We start from the raw sequence: 19,111 nt of genomic DNA on the forward strand, positions 1-19,111 counted from the left end.
ACTATCCTGCAGTATCTTTGTGTTTTGTTAAAGTTATATCCAGGGCCAGGTTAAGATACCTGTAATCTTTATTTAATTCGTCCCAGGAAATATACTGCAAAGATATTTTTTCGCTTTCCATAAAGCTTGAAATTGAAGTCATAAATTCATCATTTGATATACAGGAATCAGGAGGCGGCCCGACTACTATAGCTATATTAGCTTTATTTGTTTTACAGAGTTCCGTGAACATATTGTAATTTATTTTTATCTGCAGATTATACATCCTGTCAAAAATACTTTCCAGCCTGAATTTAAGGTTATGTTTTTTAATGACGTCCCGGAATTTCTCTTTTGTTTTATTAAGATCCTGTTCTTTACCTTCAGGATAAAAGAAGACTACATCTACGGGCCTGAAAGTCTTATCAATTCCCTCAACTGACTGGGAACTCACAGGCTGGCTTGGAGCCTGGACAGGTACTTCAACGTGTTGTTGCACAGGCGCCTGAACAGGATGTTGAAAAACGGGCGGAGGCACAACAGGAATCACTGGAACTGCGGGTTCTGACGGGGCCGGGGAAGGCGGAAGATATTCATCCATATATTCTGCCGGCATCAAATCTTTCATTAACGATTTAACCATTTCCATATCGACGTTCTGTTTGGTTATGGACGCATAAGCATTTATTCTTTTTAAAAAACCCTCAAGTTCCCTTATATCTGATTTTAATTTCGATGCCACATATAACAACATATTATCGTCGAGCTTCACATGCTCGAACTCGCCTTTTCTTTTTAAAATAGCTACGCGAGTTTCCAGCGTGGGTGATTTAATATCCGCAATAAGGCCCCACTCAAACCTTGACCTTAAACGGTCTGCAAGTGTATTTAAAAGTTTTGGAGGGCGGTCGCTGGTAAGCACAATCTGTTTATTATGCTGGTGCAAAATATTGAACGTGTGAAAAAATTCATCCTGAGTAGATTCTGATTCTGCTAAGAATTGTACGTCATCGACAAGCAGCAAATCTACCTGCCTGTACCTGTCCCGAAACTGCTGCAAGGTCCCGCGGCCTACAGAATCTATAACTTCGCTTACAAATTTTTCTGAAGTTACATAAAATATTCTTAAATCAGGAAACTTTTTTCCCACATAATGACCGATAGCCTGCATTAGATGCGTTTTGCCCAGTCCTACACCGCCATAAATAAACAAAGGATTATAAACTTTCCCATGATTTTCTGCCACAGCCAAAGCAGCAGCGTGGGTGAACATGTTATTTGAACCTACGACAAATTCTTCAAAAGTATACCTTGGATTTAAATAAAGTTCCCAAAATTCTTCTTTTTCTGTTTTTTCTGAGTTGGACGAAGTCCCAAATCCGCTACCATTTGGATTTGGGGCAGAGTTAGACGCCGCGGGGGCTGATGGCTCTGGTTTTGGGATAGGTGCCTGCGTTGTTTTCCCTGATTTTTTAGCGAGAATATTATTTAAGCTTTCAATTTTTGTTTCATTGAGACCATATATGTATAATCCCCAACTGTACCCGTCACTGAAGGCGGCAAAAGGGCTGTCGCTGTCAACTTTTAATTCAGTCAGCAATGCCGGCAGCTCGTGCTCTTCAATTTTAAGCTTTAATCTATATCTATTCTGGTCCTTGTCACTGGGCGAATGCACCAGTTCCCATTTTTCAAGCATACATTAAATCCTTCATTATTCCTTGTGAAGTATCAATTCTATGACTAAATCTACATAGGTTAATTTGCGGTTTATATGCACCGCAGGAATGCTGTAAAAAAATATCCCTGCGCCCAATATTTTATTTTTTATTTCTGCCGGGTCATAGCCTTCGGGATGAACCATGAAAATAACTTTAACATCTTTTTCCCTGCACTTGCTTATTAAATCTTTCCATTCGGTAGAAAAAACATCTACGCCAAGTTCAAGCACACTTTCAGGAGTAATCGGTTTTTTACTGGTTTTTTTAAAGACATCAACTAGGTTACTAATAAACGCTTCTTTCAAATCTTCCTTACCTATCGGGTAGAAACATGCAAATTTAAGCATGCCTTCCTGTATTTTGGGAAGAGGGGTTTGTTTTGGCAACTCTACAACAACACCCTCAGCTTTAGATTTGATAATTTGCGGAGCCTGGGCGATAGCAACATCATCAACAGACGGCGCAGGTTCCCTGAAAATCGGTTTAAAAGAACTCCCACCAGCTGTTGGGGCTGCCGGCTTTGCAGGCGTAATTCTTTGTATGGAAATTGTTTTTTGAGTTTCTTGTTTTAGTGCAGGGTCCGGGGCGGAAACAGGAACTTTTGTATTAGGGTAAAATAAAGAACCAACCTCTCCGAGTTTTTTTTCTATTTTTTCAACTACCTGTTCCTTTTCTTCCTTGGTCAGGCCGCCTAAAACTTTTTTTAGTTCAGATAAAACATTCTGCAAATTTTCTTTGTCGTCCATAATCTATCCCCGTTTTATCCGGCAGAATCACATCATTTCCTGGAACATACCTTTCAACTTCAATTGCAGGTCTTCCGGGTTTGTGGCCTTATCAAGGGCTTCTTCAAGTTTAATTTTTTTCTCTATATACAATCTGTTTAAATCCTGGTCAAAAGTGTGCATCCCATAATATTCACCCTGTTCCATGGCTTTATAAATTTCCGGGGTTTTATTTTCCAAAATCATTTTTCTTACTAAAGATGTGCCGATAAGAATTTCAGTTGCCGGGACCCTGCCTTTGCCATCAGCTGAAACGCAAAGCCGCTGGGCGACAATACCTTTTAAGACATTTGACAATTGGATTCTGGCCTGATGCTGCTGGTGTTCCGGGTAAGTATCTATAATACGGTCTATTGTTTGAACTGCGTCGATAGTATGGATTGTTGACAAAACCAGATGGCCGGTTTCTGCGGCAGTGATGCCTGAAGTTATTGCTTCGTATTCTCTCATTTCGCCTATGACAACAATGTCCGGATCCTGCCTCAAAACATATTTCAAGGCATTCTTGAATGATTTCGTATCTAAACCTATTTCCCTCTGCGAAAGCGAGGATTTTTTGTCTTTATGGTAAAACTCAATAGGGTCCTCGACAGTAATTATATTGTAACTGAAAGTAGCGTTGATATGATCAAGAATTGAATTCATGGTAGTGGTTTTCCCGGCGCCGGTTACTCCCGTAACAAGAATAAGGCCCCGGGACTGCGCAGCAAGTTTTTTCAAGGTTTCAGGCGGAAGATTCAATTCTTCAAAGGTTTTTATTTTTACAGGAACCACCCTTAAAGTAAGGGCCACTGTATTTCTCTGGCGGTAAACATTCACCCTGAATCTTGAAACTCCTTCAACCGAATAGGACACATCCAGTTCGCTTTCAGTTTCAAATTTTTCTTTTTGTTCCTTATTCAACAATGAATACGCCAATTCTTCAATCTGCTTACCGGTAAAGACATCAAATTCCGAAGACATTAATTTACCGTAAATGCGGATAAGCGGCGGAGACTCTGATTTAAAATGGATATCGGAAATTCCCGCTTTTACCATCAGCTTCAGTAGTTCATTAATATTCATTGCCATAGCAGCCCTCCGGCTTACTTTTCTTTTTTTCTTCCTGAAAATGAATTTACCAGGTAATTCACAGTGCTTTCGATAGCTCCCTTGAGTTCAAAACTTTCATAGGAATAGGAGTTGGCCCAAACAATATCATGAGTCTTCGCGTCTACCAATCGCGCGGTAATACCGATAGAAGCATTACTGACTATTACTTCCGCTTTATCGTTCAAACCGGAAGCTTTTCCAAGGGAATAAGTATTTGTGCCGCTTATTTCAGCTATTGGCGGCGTGACAACTACAGTGTTTGCATTATTGCCGTTATTATAAAACAGATACTGCTTCTTCGGGACATACTGGTCAACATTGCCTTCAAGTATTAAATCTACGTCTCTGTCCGTTGCCGACATTTTTACATTGTATCCGCTGCGCAACAATTGCCTTACAAACTCACCGCTGACAGAAGCGCTTGAATCCCCGCTGAAATTGCCGATACCTACTGTTTGAACTTTTGAAAAATCATAACCCGGTTTTATGGCGCTGCGGTTAACAGTTGCGCAGCCGCTTAATAACATCAATAAAAACATAGAGGCTAGGGCGGACGCAAAAATATTGTTTTTCATTGTTTTTTCAGCTGGGTTATATGTTTTGTTGCCAGATTTTTCAATTCCTTTTTATGAGCCAGCAACAAAACCTTTTCCCATTGGCTTAGTGCTTCAGGGTTATTCTTTTTCTTTTCATAAAGCATTGCAAGGCTGTAGCGGGCAGGCAGAGAGTCAGGGCTTTCTTTAACCACCTGCAAAAGACAATCTTCTGCCAGGTCATATTTTTCTGTCTGCAGGTAAGCAAAAGCAAGAGATAGTTTTTTTTCATTCGAATCAGGCAGCGTCTGAAGAAACTGAATTGCTTCTTCGTATTTCCCTTGATTGATAAGATCCCGGGATTTATCAACATTCTCATCAGCAAGTATCAGTTTAGGAGAAAGCATCGCGCAATTCAAAAAAAAGAAGGCGGCTGAAAACAACAATTTATTATTTAATCTGTTCACTTGCTTCTCCTGGCGCACTTGTTGTCTATTGCTTTAATTTTGTCAATTCTCTTTGTGTGCCTATTGCCTTCAAAAGGCGTAGCTATCCATATTTTTATCCATTTGTTTATTTGCTCTGACGAGAAAAACCTGGTTCCTACGCACAAAACATTGGCGTCATTATGTTTTGACGCAAGGGAAGCAATTTCATCCGAATAACACAGCGCGGCGCGGATGCCATAAAATTTGTTCGCCGCTATGCTCATTCCCACACCCGAACCGCAGGCAAGGATTCCTTTTTCGCATTCACCCTTTTCTACGTACCTGCAGACTGTTTGCGCATAATCAGGATAATCAACGCTCTCAGCGCTGAAACAACCGCAATCGATGACCTTATGGCCTTCGGACTTTAAATAATCTATTATCTTCTCTTTTGCAGGAAAAGCCGCATGGTCACATCCGAAAGCTATAATCGTAAGCGCCTCTCAATTATCTGTTTGGTTCTATAATAACCTTTATTGATTCTTTTGCTTCGCTTACTAATTTAAATCCAAGTCCGGCTTGCGCAAGGCCAAGCCTATGTGTAATCATTTTATTTACAGGAATTCTTTTTGAGCGGATCATCTCTACGGCCAATAAAAGGTCATAAGGGGCTCCGCCGTAGGAAAATACAAATTTTATTCCGTCACGCCAGTAATCATTTATCGGCAATGAAACCGGTTCGCCTGTTGAGGTTGGCGCAAAAAATAATACCGTTCCGCCTTTATCTATGCATTGCAATGCCTGCGCAAAAGCGGCAGGGGCGCCGGTGGAAACAACTATATAATCAGCTTTTCTGTTGTCGTTAACTTTTAGTAACTGTTCAAGAACGTTTTCTTTGGAATTTATCACGAAATCCGCTCCGGCTTGTTTTGCTGCGTTCATGCGGTAATCACTGACATCCGTTGCAATAATTCTACTGAGGCCTGTTGCGCGCGCATACGCGATGTGCAGTAAACCGGCCATGCCGCTGCCTAAAACAAGCAAAGTTTTCGCGCTCTGAAAACCCGCTGTTCTTTGGCCGCGGATTATACATGCCAGGGGTTCAATGAAAGTGCCATCCTCAAAAGACATTTCTTCAGGGATAATATAAATCCCGCGGTCAACGTTTAATTGCGGCACCTGTATATATTCTGAAAAACCGCCGGGATAAAAATTTGTTTTTTGCAGGGTTTCACAGGCCGTGTGCTGCCCTTCTAAACAATAGCGGCAGGTGTTGCAGGGAACATGGTGCGATACAAAAACCCTGTCACCAATTTTATATTGCTTTACTTCGCTGCCTGTGGAAACAATTTCACCGGTTATCTCATGCCCGAGGACCAGAGGAGCTTTCTTTATACGATACCATTCAAGCACATCACTGCCGCAAATACCGCTGGCGGCAACTTTTACAAGAACCTCGCCCGGGCCAATTTCAGGCTTGGGCATTTCCTGTAAACGCACGTCCCGGTTGTTATAATACATTGCAACACGCATATTTTTATTTTTTCCTGCTTAAAGATTTAAACAGACCAAACGCTTTTTCTACGCTTGCTTTTTCATGAACAACTGCCCTTACCGCCTGAATCATTGCCACCGGATGGGCGGATTGAAATATATTCCTTCCCATATCAACACCGGAAGCTCCGCTTGAAATAGCATTGTAGGCAAGCTTTAGCGCATCCTTTTCTTCCAGTTTTTTACCGCCTGCAATAACTACCGGTACCGGGCAAGTTTTCACAACCTTTTCAAAATTATCGCAATAGTAGGTTTTGACAATGTGCGCGCCAAGCTCTGCGCATATCCTGCAGGCTAAACTTAAATACCTGGCATCACGTACCATATCTTTACCTACGGCCGTTACAGCTAAAACCGGTATGCCGTATCTTTGGCCTGCATCGACAAGTTTTCCTAAATTGATTAATGTTTCTTTTTCGTTGGGCGCTCCGACAAAAATTTGAAGAGCCGCACCGCAAACATTTAGGCGTATAGCATCTTCCATGGCTACCGTGAGGCTTTCGTTCGACAATTCGCTTAAAATACTTGTTCCACCGGAAACTCTCAAGACAATCGGAATATCATTGCCTGCATCTACGCAGGAACGCAATACTCCCCTTGTAAGCATCAAAGTATCGGCATAAGGTAAAAGAGGTTTGATAGTTTTTGAAGGAACTTCAAGGCCGCTTGTAGGCCCAAGAAAATATCCATGATCAACCGCCAGCATCACGGTTTTGTTTGTTTTTGGCTTGATTATTCTTGAAATACGATTTTTTAATCCCCAATCCATTTATTCCTCCTTAATACCCTACAAAATAATTATCTTGTCTCCATTTTTTAATCCGCATGCATTTGCTTCATCAGTATCCAGGTGGCATTCAGCTGCATAATCCTTATTTACACGACAGACTACGTCGCAAAATATTGTTTCTCTCCCAGTGCCTATGCCCGCCTTGACCTGCACTATTTCTGAATCCTTGATTCCAAGAACTTCTGCATCCACAGGCGTCATGTGAACATGTCTTTTTGCTATGACACAGCCTTCTTTTAATTCAACTTTGCCTTTAGGCCCTATTAGAGTAATCGGAGCAGAAGCTTCAAGTTTTCCTGATTCCCTTACCGGAGGATTGATTCCCAACGGAAAGCTGTCTGTTCTCGAAATTTCTACCTGGGTTTGTTTTCTTACCGGCCCGATTATTCTTACGTTATCAATTTTATTTCTTGGGGTGGCTATAGTGACTGTTTCTTTGCAGGCAAACTGGCCCGGCTGGACCAAGTCGCGGATATTTGTAAGCTTTGCGCCTGTTCCGAATAAAACCTGCAGGTCCTGTTCAGAAACATGAAGATGCCTGTTTGATATGTTTGCCATTATCGGTTTTTTTGATCTGTCCATGATATTTTTTACCCCTTTAATATTCCTTTTACCCTTGGTATTTTATAAGTTTTGTATATGAATCCACTTCCAATGCCGCTCCTCCTACAAGCCCGCCGTCAATATCAGTTTGTTTCATGAGTTCCGACACATTGTCCGGCTTTACTGAACCGCCGTAAAGAATTCTTACATTGGCTCCGGCATCTTTTCCGTACATTTCAGAAAATAATTTTCTTACGAACTGGTGTACTTCCTGCGCTTGGGCGGGTGTTGCGGTTTTTCCGGTTCCGATAGCCCAAACCGGCTCATAGGCAATGACAACTTCAGAACTTTGACTGCCTGTTAAACCTGCAAGCCCTTCTTTTATTTGTTTTCCCAGCACATCAAACGTGATATTTTTTTCCCTTTCTTCCAGAGTTTCACCGACACAAACTATCGGAATAAGCCTGAATTTGAAAGCAGAAACCATTTTTTTGTTTACTGTCTGGTTTGTTTCGCCGAAATACTGCCTTCTTTCTGAATGCCCGATGATGACATATTTGCAGCCGGCGTCAATAAGCATTTTCGGAGATATTTCTCCGGTGAATGCGCCCTTTTCTTCCCAGTGCATATTCTGGGCTCCGATAGAAATATTAGTGCCCTGTGCCGCTTCTTTTACTGAATTCAAGGCTGTGAAAACGGGGCAAATTACAATTTCACAATCTTTTACGTCAGAAATATTGCCTTTTAAATTCTTTACAAAATCAACAGATTCTCCGACTGTTTTGTGCATCTTCCAATTACCCGCCATTATTGGTTTTCTCATGGTATAAACTCCTCTCTTTATAATTAGAACTGCTTATACAACGCTGTAATTATAATATATTACAAACACAAAGACAAGATACGGTACATGTGCGTACATGTGATAGCTAACAGCAAATCCGTGATTTGTTACTTTTTCAGTTCGGTTAGGAGATCTTTTAGGTTAATAACGGCGATGGTTGTGGTATTATCCGACTTGGCATAGGGCAATATCAGGTTTTGGTTGTGAATCAGTACCCCGCAGGTATAAACAACATTGGGTACATATCCAGACATTTCAGTTTTGTCAGGCATTATTAAAGGTTCTTTCAGGCGCCCTAACACAATAGTGGGATCGTTTTTGTCTAACAAAACTGCGCTGATACAGTATCTTCTTACGGGGCCGACTCCGTGAGTAAGCACAAGCCAGCCGGCGTCGGTTTCAACCGGGGAACCGCCATTGCCGACTTGAATAAACTCCCACTCGTAGGCCGGTTTCATTACAAGCTGGGTTTCCTGCCAGAAATGAATATTATCCGAATACATTAAAAAAAGATTTTCGTTGTCCTGCCGGGAAAGCATCGCGTATTTTCCGTTAATTTTACGTGGAAATAAGGCCATTCCTTTATTTTCTACTGCCTTTCCGTTGAGTGTTATCATCTTGATATGCGAAAAGTCTCTTGTTTCCACAAGCTGGGGCAAAATGATCCTGCCGTCATAAGCTGTATAGGTCGCATAGTAGGTTTTCGTGCCGTCATCGTCTGTAAAAAGAACAAACCTCGCGTCCTCAATACCGTTTTGTTCCGCAGGGGAAGCAGGGAATATTACTAAGTCAGACAGTTTTTTGGATGCAGGAAGCTCGGTTTCATAATTGGATAAAGCAAGCAAAAGTATTTTTTCGTATGCCAGGGCGTCTGCCTGTGTTTTTTTTCTGCTGCCGTCAAACGCCACCTTTTTTAAACTGTCCGTCAGCTCTAAAAACGCAAACGTATCCTTGAGCGAATCCAATACGCACACGGAAAAATCATTTTCCAGATCCATTTCCAAAAGTTTCATATGAAAAGTTTTTTTATCATAAAACGGGTTCTGCACATGCAGAGCCGGTATGGCAAATTTTCCCGGATTATCTATAATAATGGAATTATTTCTGTCGATAGTTCCGATTCTGAAGGTTAACGATGAAATATGCCCTTCGCCCGTGGCCCTGAGGCTCATTATAAAACGTAAAGCTCCTTCGGGAAGATTGGCCTGGTCCGGATGAGGGATTATGGACGGGTTGAAAAGGGCGGCTGATTCAAAAGTATATTCGCTTGAAAAGTACGAACCAATTAACAATTTTCTTTCTTTGGATGGCTGTAAGTCGGTAAACAAATGTGACTGAATCATTTTGTAATGTTCCAGAAATATCGATTCTATGTTTTCGTGCCGTCCCGCAAAATCTTTTAAAATTTTATTGAGCTGATTTAAAACAGAATTCTCGGACAGCGACATTACACGTGAAATAATATTAACAATTTGTAATTCATTTCTTGGTACGAAAGGCCTTAGTATGGTTCTGGTTTTGTCAGGAGTGAGCGAAATATTTGAATTTTGAGCGAAAGACGCGATTGTTGTCATACTTCTCCCTGGGATATTATTTGGATGCCGGCAATTTCTGGCTTCTAAGTATGTTTTGTACTGTAGTCAACTCTGCCAAGGAGGCGTAAAAAGAAAGGCTTGATTCGGCTCCTTCGTTCTGGTTAACGCGGTCAACATGAAGCGCATCGCGGCAGCCTCCGGTTAAAGCGTCATATAAAGGAATGTCCAGGTCGTTGCGTCCCATGAACCACTGAAAAGCTTTTCGCGCTTCGGTATACCACATCAGGCCGCCGGTGGTATGAAAAGCTTCAATACAGGCTGAAATCATTGTGAAAGCTTCAACCGGCTGCTGGTCAGCTATTGAAATTTCTTCGCCCCGTTTGTAGAATCCGCTGGATCCGACCGGACGGAAACGGTTTTTTGAAGATGTCTGGATTTTAATCAGCCACGCAAGCGATTTGAGCCCCGAGTCAAGCATTTCCTGATTTTCAAGCCATCTGCCGCTTAAGATGAGCGCATGAGAAAGCCTCGCGTTGCAATAAGTAACAACGGGTTCAAACCAGGGCCAATCTTCGGAGCTATGCACTTTAAAAAGTTCAAAAAGTTTTTTGGCTAAGGACTGGCGTATCTGGTGGACGCGGCGGTCTCCGTCAAAACATCTCAGGTATTCGTGCAGGCCTATGATACAAAAGGCCCACGCCCTGGGCGAGCTAAAATCACAGACGGGCTGTAATGATTTTTCAAAAAGCATATTTGCAAAATTTCTGAAGCCCGCGTTTGTAGTCCTGCCGATACAAGTACCCAGCGCCCAAATAGCCCTGCCGTGAGAATCTTCCGAGCCGACGCCGTTTGCTTCATCTACCCAGGTACGGTTATAATTCATAAAATTTCTATAACGGTTGGTTTTTACATTAAAAGCGCTGTTGAGGAAAGCCAGGTATATGGTTGCCATGTCCGCAAGTTTTGTTTTATCGCCTTCTTTGAGTTCATCAAGAAAAATCGTAAGAATAAGGGCCCGGGCATTATCGTCGGTACAGTAACCTTCGGCCAAATTGGGTATATTGTAAGTCGCGTGCTGGATAATTCCTGTTGAATCGGTCATTCTGTATAAATGATCAAGCTTGAAAGCTGGCAATTCGGGCAATTCCTGGTCGAGTGAAGCCAGGACAAGTTTTTTGTGGATTAGCGTGGGGTGTTTTAACCTGGCTTCTTTGAAAGTCTCCATGTAGAGCTTTCCTGTATTGTTCCAGGTCATTTCTCTTCCCAAAATAAAAGCATTTTTACGCAGGGTGTTGCGTTTATTGTCATCGCGGATAAGGCCCAATACTTCCCGTGATATTGCTTCTGGGTTATTAAAAGGCACCAGTATTCCTCTTCCTTCGTCAAGCAATTCTGCGGCATGCCAGTAGGGAGTGGAAATGACGGCGTTACCCGCGCCGAAAGAGTAAGCGAGAGTTCCTGAAACGGCCTGTTTTTCGTCAAGATAAGGAGTTATATAAATATCAGCCGTTACAATGAACTCTTTCAATTCTTCCATCGTGACAAACCTGTTATAAAAAATTACGTTTTTAACAATACCCAATTCTTCCGCCAGGTTCTGAAGTTTTAGACGGTAGGCCTCGCCTTCTTCACGCAAAAGATTGGGATGAGTGGCTCCAAGGATCACATAAACTACATTTGGATATTCTTTTACGATAGAAGGCAAAGCATGAAGTACGTTTTCTATTCCTTTGTTAGGCGAAAGAAGCCCGAAAGTCAGCAGGACGAATTTTCCTGCCAGCCCGAACTGATCTTTGTAGAAATTAGAGTCAATAAAGGGGATGTCGGGAATACCGTGAGGGATTAAACGAACCTTGTTTTCTGGAACTTTATAAATATCTGTGAGAAAATCAGCTGATCTTTTTGTCATAACCACAAATATATCCGATAATTCCGTTAATCCTTCCATTACATGCATTTGTTCGGTATTCGGGTTTTTAAGGACGGTATGCAAGGTAGTGACTACGGGCATTTGCAATTTTTTAAGAAGTGAAAGGATGTAAACTCCGGAAGGGCCGCCGAAAATGCCGTACTCGTGCTGTAAGGAAACAATGTTGACGGCATTAATGTTGATAAAATCCGCAGCGCGTTTATAGGAATCAATTTCCTGTTCCCTGATTTCAAATCTTACGCAATCAGGATAGTCGTAGCCTTCTTTGGTGTCATTGACGGGAATAGCAAAACAGTTAATGTTGTGGAATTGGTTTGCAATGGATTCATAAAGGGTTTCTGTAAACGTGGCGATACCGCATTTACGGGGCAAATAGTTGCCGATAAAAACAATCTTTTTGATTTCAGGAATATTGTTCATGCAGGTTCACCGCTCAAACCTTATGGAATTCTTTTTCTATGCGATCCGCTAAATATGTTTTTATCAAAGATTGGTAAGGTATATTGTTTTTATTGGCTAACACTTTTATTCTTTCCAGCAACGGAACCGGAAATCTAATAGGTATGGATTTTGAGCTTGGTTTTAGGTTGGGAAGTATTACCTTTTTTGCTTTAGACCAATCAACATATTCTGTTGAGTCGTGTTTTGCCCAAAATTCCGTTTCTTCTGATTCATTTCTAAATTTAGGAATGTTTTTTAGTTTTTTCATCATACATTTTCCTCTCTTTTTTGCTCATATTTCTTGCAGAAATTACTCTTATTTTGTTTTTTCTTATTGTAAAAACAACGAATAAACGTCTTTCAGCTAATGTGGCGCCCAATGCGTAATATCTTTGTTCTGCTACTGAATGTGCCTCATCCGGCATGACAGTTAAAGGCTCATTGAAAAAGATTTCTTCGCACTCGAATATCTCAACGCCGTGTTTCTTGAATATTTTGTCTTTGTTCCAGGCGTCCCACTCAAATTCGTGAATGTTAAGTATAAAATCTATTTTCATGTTGTATATACCATATTATACATCAGGAGTTGCAACTAGTCAAGGCCTTTTAGGCGGATTTTGCTGATGATAACCTTCACTTCTATGTTACTGTTTTTTGAGGGGAAATTCAAGGAATTTTAAAAAGTATCAAACAATAGCTTTGCTTTTTTCCCACCATTCAATAAATGGCGGAAAATTGGCGGTTTTTTTACTTCGCAGTACTGTCCCCTGGCAACAGTATCAGTTGAAGGAGTGTTGTAACAAACATTTTTTGCAATAATCCATCTATCATGAATGCAGGCATTCAATTTATGATCGGTTATAGTCCTTAATTCAATTTTCACGCCTTCGCTTTTAAATTCTTTCCTTAAGTCACGATACAAAGAGATGAAAGTATCGTCTATTTTTTCCGAGGACATCAATATTTTTACATTTTTTACTTTTCCAGGATTAAGTGACTTCGCCAACAAGTCCAGCCCTACCTTAGAAAAATATTTATCAACCCAGTGAATATGCTCGCTGCAGGAACTAATAATATCCCTAATGACCATTTTATTTGAAAAAGGCTTTTCCGGAGATAATAATTTCGTTTCTGAAGGTCTGTGAATAATTTCAAAAATTGTTTTTATCTTATTATCGTGTGATTTAAATTTATTCTCCAATTGATTCAATTTACCGATTATTCCTCTGTTTGCTGAGATTACATTCCGTATATTAACAAACACTCGCATAATTTGAATGTTAACCTGAATAGCTCGTTCGCTATGCAGAACTCCTGACAACATTGCAACACCTTCTTGAGTGAAAGCATAAGGTCTTTTTCTTAAACCCATTTTAATAGAATTGGATGTCGCAATATGCGACTTCCAATTTTCTATTTCCTCGCTGGTTAATTGAAACATAAAGTCTTCAGGGAACCTTTTTATGTTTCGTCTTACTTGTTCATTTAATCTTTTTGTTGGAACCCCGTAAAGAAACGCTAAATCTTTATCCAAAATGACCTTGCTGCCACGAATAATCAATATTTTATGCTTAATTCTTTCTGCAAAAACAAGCGTAACTTTTTTTGGGTCCATAGGTGATATCCTTTACTTCAAATAGTTTTTTATACTCACCTAAATAGACGCAATTGTTGTCAATTAGTTCCCGGAATTAGAAAAAGCGTTAGTTTAGTCTGGTGTTTGAGAATGGGATTTTAAGGAAATTTGAGAAACGAGGGATGGAAACCTGGGGTGGAAGGGATCGAACCTTCGTATGCGGGATCCAAATTCCCGTGCCTTACCGCTTGGCTACACCCCAAAAAGTTTGTGTGTTTATTCTACAAATTTTCAAATTAAAGTGCAAATTATTAAGATTGTTTGGTATAATCAGTATAAACAAACTACGAAATATTTAATTAAAAAATGATGATTAAAAAACGTTTTTCTGATGTGGGGAATTATTACGGTTTTTTTAAAAAGGAATTAGAAAAACACGGGCAACCGCTGTCATATCTGAATAATTGTTGGGAAAACCTGGAATCCTGGCGCAAAAAAGCAAAAGGAAAAGTTTTTGAATTGCTTGCTTTTGAACCGGGAAATGCCCCCTTGAAAGCAACTGTTGATGGATTAATAAAATACGATGGACTGGTGATAGAAAAAATTTCTTATAGCCTGCCCTACGGCCCGAGAATGAAGGGTTTGTTTCTATACCCTGAAGGGAAAAATAGAAAGCTGCCCTGCATAATAGCCCTGCATGCCCATGGCGGGTTAAAATATTACGGAAAAGAAAAAATTACAGGACTGCCCGATGAACCTATAACCATAAAGGAACATAAAAAACAGTATTATGGCGGTAGAAGCTGGGCCAACGAGATAGCAAAAAGAGGTTTTGCTGTTCTCGTAATAGACGTTTTCCCGTTCGGCAGCAGAAAAGTGGCGGTTGAAGCTCTTCCAGAGAATTTCCGCAAGGATTTTGAGGGCAAAAAAAAGGATTCTAAGGAATATATAGCCGCTTATAATCATTTTGCCAATGAGCATGAACATATACTTGCAAAAACCATATTTACTTCCGGATTAACCTGGCCGGGCATATTTTCCTACGAAGACAGAAGAAGCGTTGATTATGTTCTTACAAGAAAAGAAGTTGACCCCGATAAAATCGGGTGCGCAGGTTTGTCCTGCGGGGGTTTAAGAACGATATTTTTAGGCGGGCTGGATTCAAGGATAAAATGCGCTGTATGTATAGGGTTTATGACCACATTTGAAGAGCTGTTGTTAAATAATGTAAAATTCCACACCTGGATGCTCTACCTGCCGCATTTAACCAGATTTATGGATCTGCCCGATCTGATTTCTTTAAGAGCGCCTCTTCCATTAATGGTTCAGTATGACACCGAGGATCAGCTTTATACCTTAAAGGGACAGCAAAATGCCCATAGGAAAATTCAATCCATTTATAAAAAAACCGGATACAAGAGCAATTACTCGGGAAAGTTTTTTCCTGGGCCGCACAAATTTGACATAAAGATGCAGGAAGACGCTTTTGCCTGGCTTGAAAAATGGTTAAAAACGGAAAAGAAAACAGAATTGAAGTAAATTTAATTTGAGGCATTATTACCTTAAAAAAACCACCTGTTGGTGGTTTTTGTTATTTTCTTGGATGCGGAGGTAGGATTTGAACCTACGACCTTCAGGTTATGAGCCTGACGAGCTACCGGACTGCTCCACCCCGCGGATATACAATACTATATTATATCAAGTGTGTCAATCGTTTATTGTTTTTTCGGTTACCGGATGGAACAGGTGCATTTTTCCCAGGTCAAATGCTACTTCTACAGATTGGCCTGTTTTTAGGGTTGAGGATGTTTTTGTACGGACTACAAAAGAATTTTTGCCTGTATTTAAGTGTAAGTGAGTTTCCGGGCCCATTGGATCGATAAAATCTACATTAATGGTTGCAGTGTTTCCTTCAATTTTTCCGGAATAATCGGATTTAACGTGAATATCTTCCGCTCTTATTCCAAAGGTCAGTGATTGCCCTTCAAACTGTCCGACTTTATTTTTCAAAGGCTCAGGAATCAACAGCTTAAAAGTTCCTTCGTCAATGTAAACACCGTTGTTTTCTTTTGTTACTTTAACTTTTGCCAGAGGCATGGAAGGAAACCCGAAAAATCCTGCAACAAATTTGTTTGCCGGATGGTTATATAAATCCATGGGCGCGGCAGACTGTTGGGCTGCACCGTCTTTCATTACACATATTTTATCTCCCAGGGTCATGGCTTCTATCTGGTCATGGGTAACGTAAAGCATGGTTGTTTTAAGTTTGTCGTGTATTTTTTTAAATTCAGCGCGCATCTGGGCCCTTGATTTTTCATCCAGGTTTGAAAGGGGTTCATCCAATAAAAATAATTTAGGGTCTCTTACCAGGGCTCTGCCTACGGCTACTCTTTGTCTTTCTCCGCCAGAAAGGTCCTGGGTGCGTTTTTTTAATAGATTTGTTATATTTAAAATTTCAGCGGCTTCTTTTATATGGGCGTCTATCTCAGTTGCTGATACTTTTCTCAGCATCAACCCGAAAGCCATATTTTCGTAAACATTCATATGCGGATAAAGTGCATAGTTCTGGAAAACCATGGCAATATTCCTGTCTTTTGGCTGAATCTTACTGACGTCTTTTCCCTCAAGGATTACCTGGCCTTCACTTGCGCCGGTTAACCCGGCAATTATCCGGAGAATAGTGGTTTTTCCGCAGCCGGAAGGCCCGGTAAGAACACAGAATTCATGATCATTAATTTCTAATGAAAAATCTTTAATAGCGGTTGTTTTCCCGTATTTCTTTGTTATATTTTTCAGTTCTAATTTTGCCATACAAAAATCTTATCAGATTTTTCAGGTTAAAGCAAATTTGAGTTGGACGAAATACTAAAACCGCTTCCTTGCTGGTTTTAGTACAATTTTTTGACATCGAAGCAAAAAAAACATAAAATATGGCAATGAAATTCGTAGTCAAAAAAGCTATTGCAAAAGTCTCCTTTTACGATAACACTATCATAGAATGCAACTCTCTTGAAGAATTGCTTAAAACGGTTTATGAAGAAAATGATTCAAAAACCGCCCGGGCCGTGGAAATTGAAGGAATAAGCGAAAAAGGCGATATTTGCCGGGCGTGGTTTGATTTTAATAACTTGGTTGTGCAGGAAAACAAACCGGTATTTTTATCCAATTTCAGAAAGCAGACACAGAGAAAAAATAAAGTATGACTTTTGAAGAATTTGAAAATATTATTGACCAAACGTTGGAAAAAATACCGCAGCAAGTTAAAGATATTTTAAAGGAGAAACAGGTCGCGGTAGTTGCCCGCGAAAAAGCCCCGGATGAAATGCTTCAAAGAAACCCGGGAATGGTTATTTTCGGGGCATTTATCGGAATGCACTACGGGCGATTTTTTTTGGCTAATTTGCAGTCAGAACCTACGCGTGTTGAACTTTATAAAGATAGTTTTGAAATGATGTTTAAAAAAGAGGAAGAAATAAACAGCCAGATTGAAAGAACAGTTGTACACGAAATTGCCCATTATTTAGGATTCTCAGAAAAACAAATAAGGGATTTGGGATACTAACATTAACGCACTTACATTAATTATCACTGCTTTGTTGGTTTTTGCGTTGGCTTACAGGTTTTATGCAAAATTCATTATCACAAAAATTCTTGTTATTGACGACAGCAGGCCCACACCGGCTCGGAAATGAGCTCTCCCATGGCTGTTTCCGTGGTAGGCGGGCTGACCGTATCAACTATCCTTACACTGGTATTCATACCGACGCTGTACATGATAGTAGAACAGAGGGTAAAGAAGTCGAAGGTATAAAATGACAAAAACTGTTATAGAATTAAAAAATATAACAAAAATTTATAAAACAGGCTCAGTAGATTTCAGAGCTCTCGACGATGTAGGCCTTACGGTAAATGAAGGTGATTTTCTTGCAATCATGGGCCCTTCCGGGTCGGGCAAATCAACCTGCATGAATATCATTGGCTGCCTGGACCGACCCACTACCGGGTCCTATCTGCTTGACGGCAAAGAAGTTGCAACGCTCAGCGATGATGAATTGGCCCATATTAGAAATAAAAAAATCGGGTTCGTTTTCCAGACCTTTAACCTTTTGGCCAGAACAGACGCTGTAAAAAATATAGAGCTTCCTTTAATATATAGCGGAGTAAAGAATAAAAGGGAGCGAGCTCTTGAATGTTTGAAGATGGTTGGCCTGGAAGACAAGGCAAAAAATAAGCCCAATGAACTCTCCGGTGGCCAGCAGCAGAGAGTAGCCATTGCCCGGGCCATAGTTAATGACCCGTCTATTATACTCGCTGACGAGCCTACCGGAAACCTGGATTCAAAATCGGGCGAAGAAATTATGAAAATATTTGTTGATTTAAACAAAAGGGGAAAAACAATCATTCTTATAACTCATGAACCGGATATAGCCTTATATGCACATAAAAAAGTTCATTTCAAAGACGGCAAGATTCTTCCTTAGGAGTTGCGCATGTACAAAAAAATATCAGTAACTATTTTCACAATCATTGCATCAGTTTGTTTGTTATTCTCTGAAGAAATCAAATTAAGGGAATATATTGATATTGCTCTTGCGAATAACCCTGAATTAATTGCTCTCCAAAACAATTATATTTCCGCCAAATTCAAATTCTGGGAAGCCAGGTCCATGTATTTCCCTCAGGTATCTGCCAATATGTCCGCCTCAAGACGCGTCAGCCCGCTTTCGGTAACATTTGGAGACACCGCGCTTTTTCCCGGCCTTCCGGACAAAACTGATGTTACAACTTATTCCCAGGGCTTATCGGCCCAGCAAAATATCTGGGATTTCGGCAAGACGGGCTCACTTGTTTCTAAAGCAGGTATAAGCAGAGAACTTAGCTGCATAAGTTACGAAAAGAAAAAACAGGAAGTCGTTTATAATGTTAAAAAGAGTTATTATAACCTTATGCAGGCGATAACAATTCAGAATTTGGCGTCTTTTAATTTGAAAGAAATTGAGAGTCTTTATAATTCTGTCCGGGAAAGAGAAAAAGAAGGTTTAGCTACACCAATAGACGTTCTTAATATTGAAGCACAGTATATGAATTTTAAAGCAAATGTTGAAACTGCAAAGCATAATCTTGACATTGCGATGCTTTCTTTCACAAACATTCTTGGAGAAGAGTTAGATCATCCTGTTCTAATTAGCCAGGGCAATTTTCCTCAACCGGAAGAAAATCCTCTGAATTTCAAGAATTATGAAGAATGCAAAGAAAAAGCTGTTGCTTTGCGGTTAGATTTTCAGGAATTGGTTCTGCAGGAAAAGCTTGCCCAAAAGGATGTTAAAGGAGCCTACAGCGAGTGGCTTCCTTCATTAAGTGCA

23 protein-coding genes and 2 tRNA genes are annotated in these 19,111 nt (G+C 40.4%); 7 read left to right on the forward strand and 18 right to left on the reverse strand.

Annotation, left to right across the window (positions count from 1 at the left end; genetic code table 11):
* Position 1: 1 nt before the first annotated feature.
* The 16 genes from dnaA to KKH91_00175 form a co-directional block, all read right to left on the reverse strand.
* Positions 2–1,675, reverse strand: a complete 1,674-nt coding sequence (gene dnaA / locus KKH91_00100) for a chromosomal replication initiator protein DnaA (GenBank protein ID MBU0951219.1) — start codon at positions 1,673–1,675, stop codon at positions 2–4.
* A gap of 15 nt (positions 1,676–1,690) precedes the next feature.
* On the reverse strand, positions 1,691–2,443 hold the full coding sequence (locus KKH91_00105; GenBank protein ID MBU0951220.1) for a hypothetical protein: 753 nt from the start codon (positions 2,441–2,443) through the stop codon (positions 1,691–1,693).
* A 27-nt stretch (positions 2,444–2,470) separates the two neighbouring features.
* Positions 2,471–3,553, reverse strand: a complete 1,083-nt coding sequence (locus KKH91_00110; protein MBU0951221.1) for a type IV pilus twitching motility protein PilT — start codon at positions 3,551–3,553, stop codon at positions 2,471–2,473.
* A gap of 14 nt (positions 3,554–3,567) precedes the next feature.
* The gene (locus tag KKH91_00115) at positions 3,568–4,149 is read right to left on the reverse strand and encodes a hypothetical protein (protein MBU0951222.1); all 582 of its coding nucleotides are present in this window, start codon (positions 4,147–4,149) and stop codon (positions 3,568–3,570) included.
* Positions 4,146–4,574 (reverse strand): tetratricopeptide repeat protein, encoded by a 429-nt coding sequence (locus KKH91_00120; protein MBU0951223.1) that lies wholly within the window; start codon positions 4,572–4,574, stop codon positions 4,146–4,148. Before KKH91_00120 ends, KKH91_00115 begins: the two co-directional genes overlap by 4 nt.
* Positions 4,571–5,026 carry a ribose 5-phosphate isomerase B gene (rpiB, locus tag KKH91_00125; GenBank protein ID MBU0951224.1) on the reverse strand — a complete coding sequence of 152 codons (456 nt, stop codon included), beginning with the start codon at positions 5,024–5,026 and terminating at the stop codon, positions 4,571–4,573. Before rpiB ends, KKH91_00120 begins: the two co-directional genes overlap by 4 nt.
* A 16-nt stretch (positions 5,027–5,042) precedes the next feature.
* Complete coding sequence (locus KKH91_00130; protein MBU0951225.1) at positions 5,043–6,068, reverse strand: zinc-dependent dehydrogenase; 1,026 nt, start codon at positions 6,066–6,068, stop codon at positions 5,043–5,045.
* 4 nt (positions 6,069–6,072) lie between these two features.
* Positions 6,073–6,858 carry a 3-hydroxy-5-phosphonooxypentane-2,4-dione thiolase gene (lsrF, locus tag KKH91_00135; protein MBU0951226.1) on the reverse strand — a complete coding sequence of 262 codons (786 nt, stop codon included), beginning with the start codon at positions 6,856–6,858 and terminating at the stop codon, positions 6,073–6,075.
* Between the two features lie 18 nt (positions 6,859–6,876).
* Complete coding sequence (locus KKH91_00140) at positions 6,877–7,461, reverse strand: phosphate propanoyltransferase (protein ID MBU0951227.1); 585 nt, start codon at positions 7,459–7,461, stop codon at positions 6,877–6,879.
* Positions 7,462–7,489: 28 nt separating this feature from the next.
* On the reverse strand, positions 7,490–8,245 hold the full coding sequence (gene tpiA / locus KKH91_00145) for a triose-phosphate isomerase (protein ID MBU0951228.1): 756 nt from the start codon (positions 8,243–8,245) through the stop codon (positions 7,490–7,492).
* Positions 8,246–8,373: 128 nt separating this feature from the next.
* Positions 8,374–9,840, reverse strand: a complete 1,467-nt coding sequence (locus tag KKH91_00150; protein ID MBU0951229.1) for a glycoside hydrolase family 130 protein — start codon at positions 9,838–9,840, stop codon at positions 8,374–8,376.
* A gap of 16 nt (positions 9,841–9,856) precedes the next feature.
* On the reverse strand, positions 9,857–12,151 hold the full coding sequence (locus KKH91_00155) for a glycosyltransferase family 4 protein (protein ID MBU0951230.1): 2,295 nt from the start codon (positions 12,149–12,151) through the stop codon (positions 9,857–9,859).
* Between the two features lie 13 nt (positions 12,152–12,164).
* On the reverse strand, positions 12,165–12,440 hold the full coding sequence (locus KKH91_00160; protein ID MBU0951231.1) for a BrnA antitoxin family protein: 276 nt from the start codon (positions 12,438–12,440) through the stop codon (positions 12,165–12,167).
* Entirely contained in the window at positions 12,415–12,729 is a 315-nt protein-coding gene (locus tag KKH91_00165; protein ID MBU0951232.1) for a BrnT family toxin, read from the reverse strand. Before KKH91_00165 ends, KKH91_00160 begins: the two co-directional genes overlap by 26 nt.
* A gap of 119 nt (positions 12,730–12,848) precedes the next feature.
* Positions 12,849–13,787, reverse strand: a complete 939-nt coding sequence (locus tag KKH91_00170; GenBank protein ID MBU0951233.1) for an ORF6N domain-containing protein — start codon at positions 13,785–13,787, stop codon at positions 12,849–12,851.
* 151 nt (positions 13,788–13,938) lie between these two features.
* Positions 13,939–14,010: transfer RNA gene (locus KKH91_00175), tRNA-Gln, on the reverse strand.
* Between the two features lie 104 nt (positions 14,011–14,114).
* Between KKH91_00175 and KKH91_00180 the strand changes: the two genes are divergently transcribed.
* A complete protein-coding gene (locus KKH91_00180; protein ID MBU0951234.1) occupies positions 14,115–15,287 on the forward strand; it encodes a hypothetical protein in 1,173 nt (390 codons plus the stop codon).
* A 61-nt stretch (positions 15,288–15,348) separates the two neighbouring features.
* Here the strand turns inward: KKH91_00180 and KKH91_00185 are convergent.
* Both KKH91_00185 and KKH91_00190 read right to left on the reverse strand, forming a co-directional pair.
* Positions 15,349–15,425: transfer RNA gene (locus KKH91_00185), tRNA-Met, on the reverse strand.
* 30 nt (positions 15,426–15,455) lie between these two features.
* Positions 15,456–16,559 (reverse strand): ABC transporter ATP-binding protein, encoded by a 1,104-nt coding sequence (locus tag KKH91_00190; protein ID MBU0951235.1) that lies wholly within the window; start codon positions 16,557–16,559, stop codon positions 15,456–15,458.
* Between the two features lie 125 nt (positions 16,560–16,684).
* Here KKH91_00190 and KKH91_00195 point away from each other — a divergent pair, with 125 nt between their 5' ends.
* The 6 genes from KKH91_00195 to KKH91_00220 all read left to right on the forward strand — a co-directional run.
* The gene (locus KKH91_00195) at positions 16,685–16,951 is read left to right on the forward strand and encodes a hypothetical protein (protein ID MBU0951236.1); all 267 of its coding nucleotides are present in this window, start codon (positions 16,685–16,687) and stop codon (positions 16,949–16,951) included.
* Entirely contained in the window at positions 16,948–17,310 is a 363-nt protein-coding gene (locus KKH91_00200; protein ID MBU0951237.1) for a metallopeptidase family protein, read from the forward strand. The genes KKH91_00195 and KKH91_00200 overlap by 4 nt, the downstream gene beginning before the upstream one ends.
* Position 17,311: 1 nt before the next feature.
* Complete coding sequence (locus tag KKH91_00205; GenBank protein MBU0951238.1) at positions 17,312–17,440, forward strand: hypothetical protein; 129 nt, start codon at positions 17,312–17,314, stop codon at positions 17,438–17,440.
* Positions 17,441–17,448: 8 nt separating this feature from the next.
* Entirely contained in the window at positions 17,449–17,559 is a 111-nt protein-coding gene (locus KKH91_00210) for a hypothetical protein (protein ID MBU0951239.1), read from the forward strand.
* Position 17,560: 1 nt separating this feature from the next.
* The gene (locus KKH91_00215; protein MBU0951240.1) at positions 17,561–18,229 is read left to right on the forward strand and encodes an ABC transporter ATP-binding protein; all 669 of its coding nucleotides are present in this window, start codon (positions 17,561–17,563) and stop codon (positions 18,227–18,229) included.
* Between the two features lie 9 nt (positions 18,230–18,238).
* On the forward strand, positions 18,239–19,111 hold an 873-nt coding region (locus KKH91_00220), incomplete at its 3' end, for a TolC family protein (protein MBU0951241.1).

This window comes from Elusimicrobiota bacterium (assembly GCA_018816525.1).
Lineage (GTDB): Bacteria > Elusimicrobiota > Endomicrobiia > CG1-02-37-114 > XYA2-FULL-39-19 > OXYB2-FULL-48-7.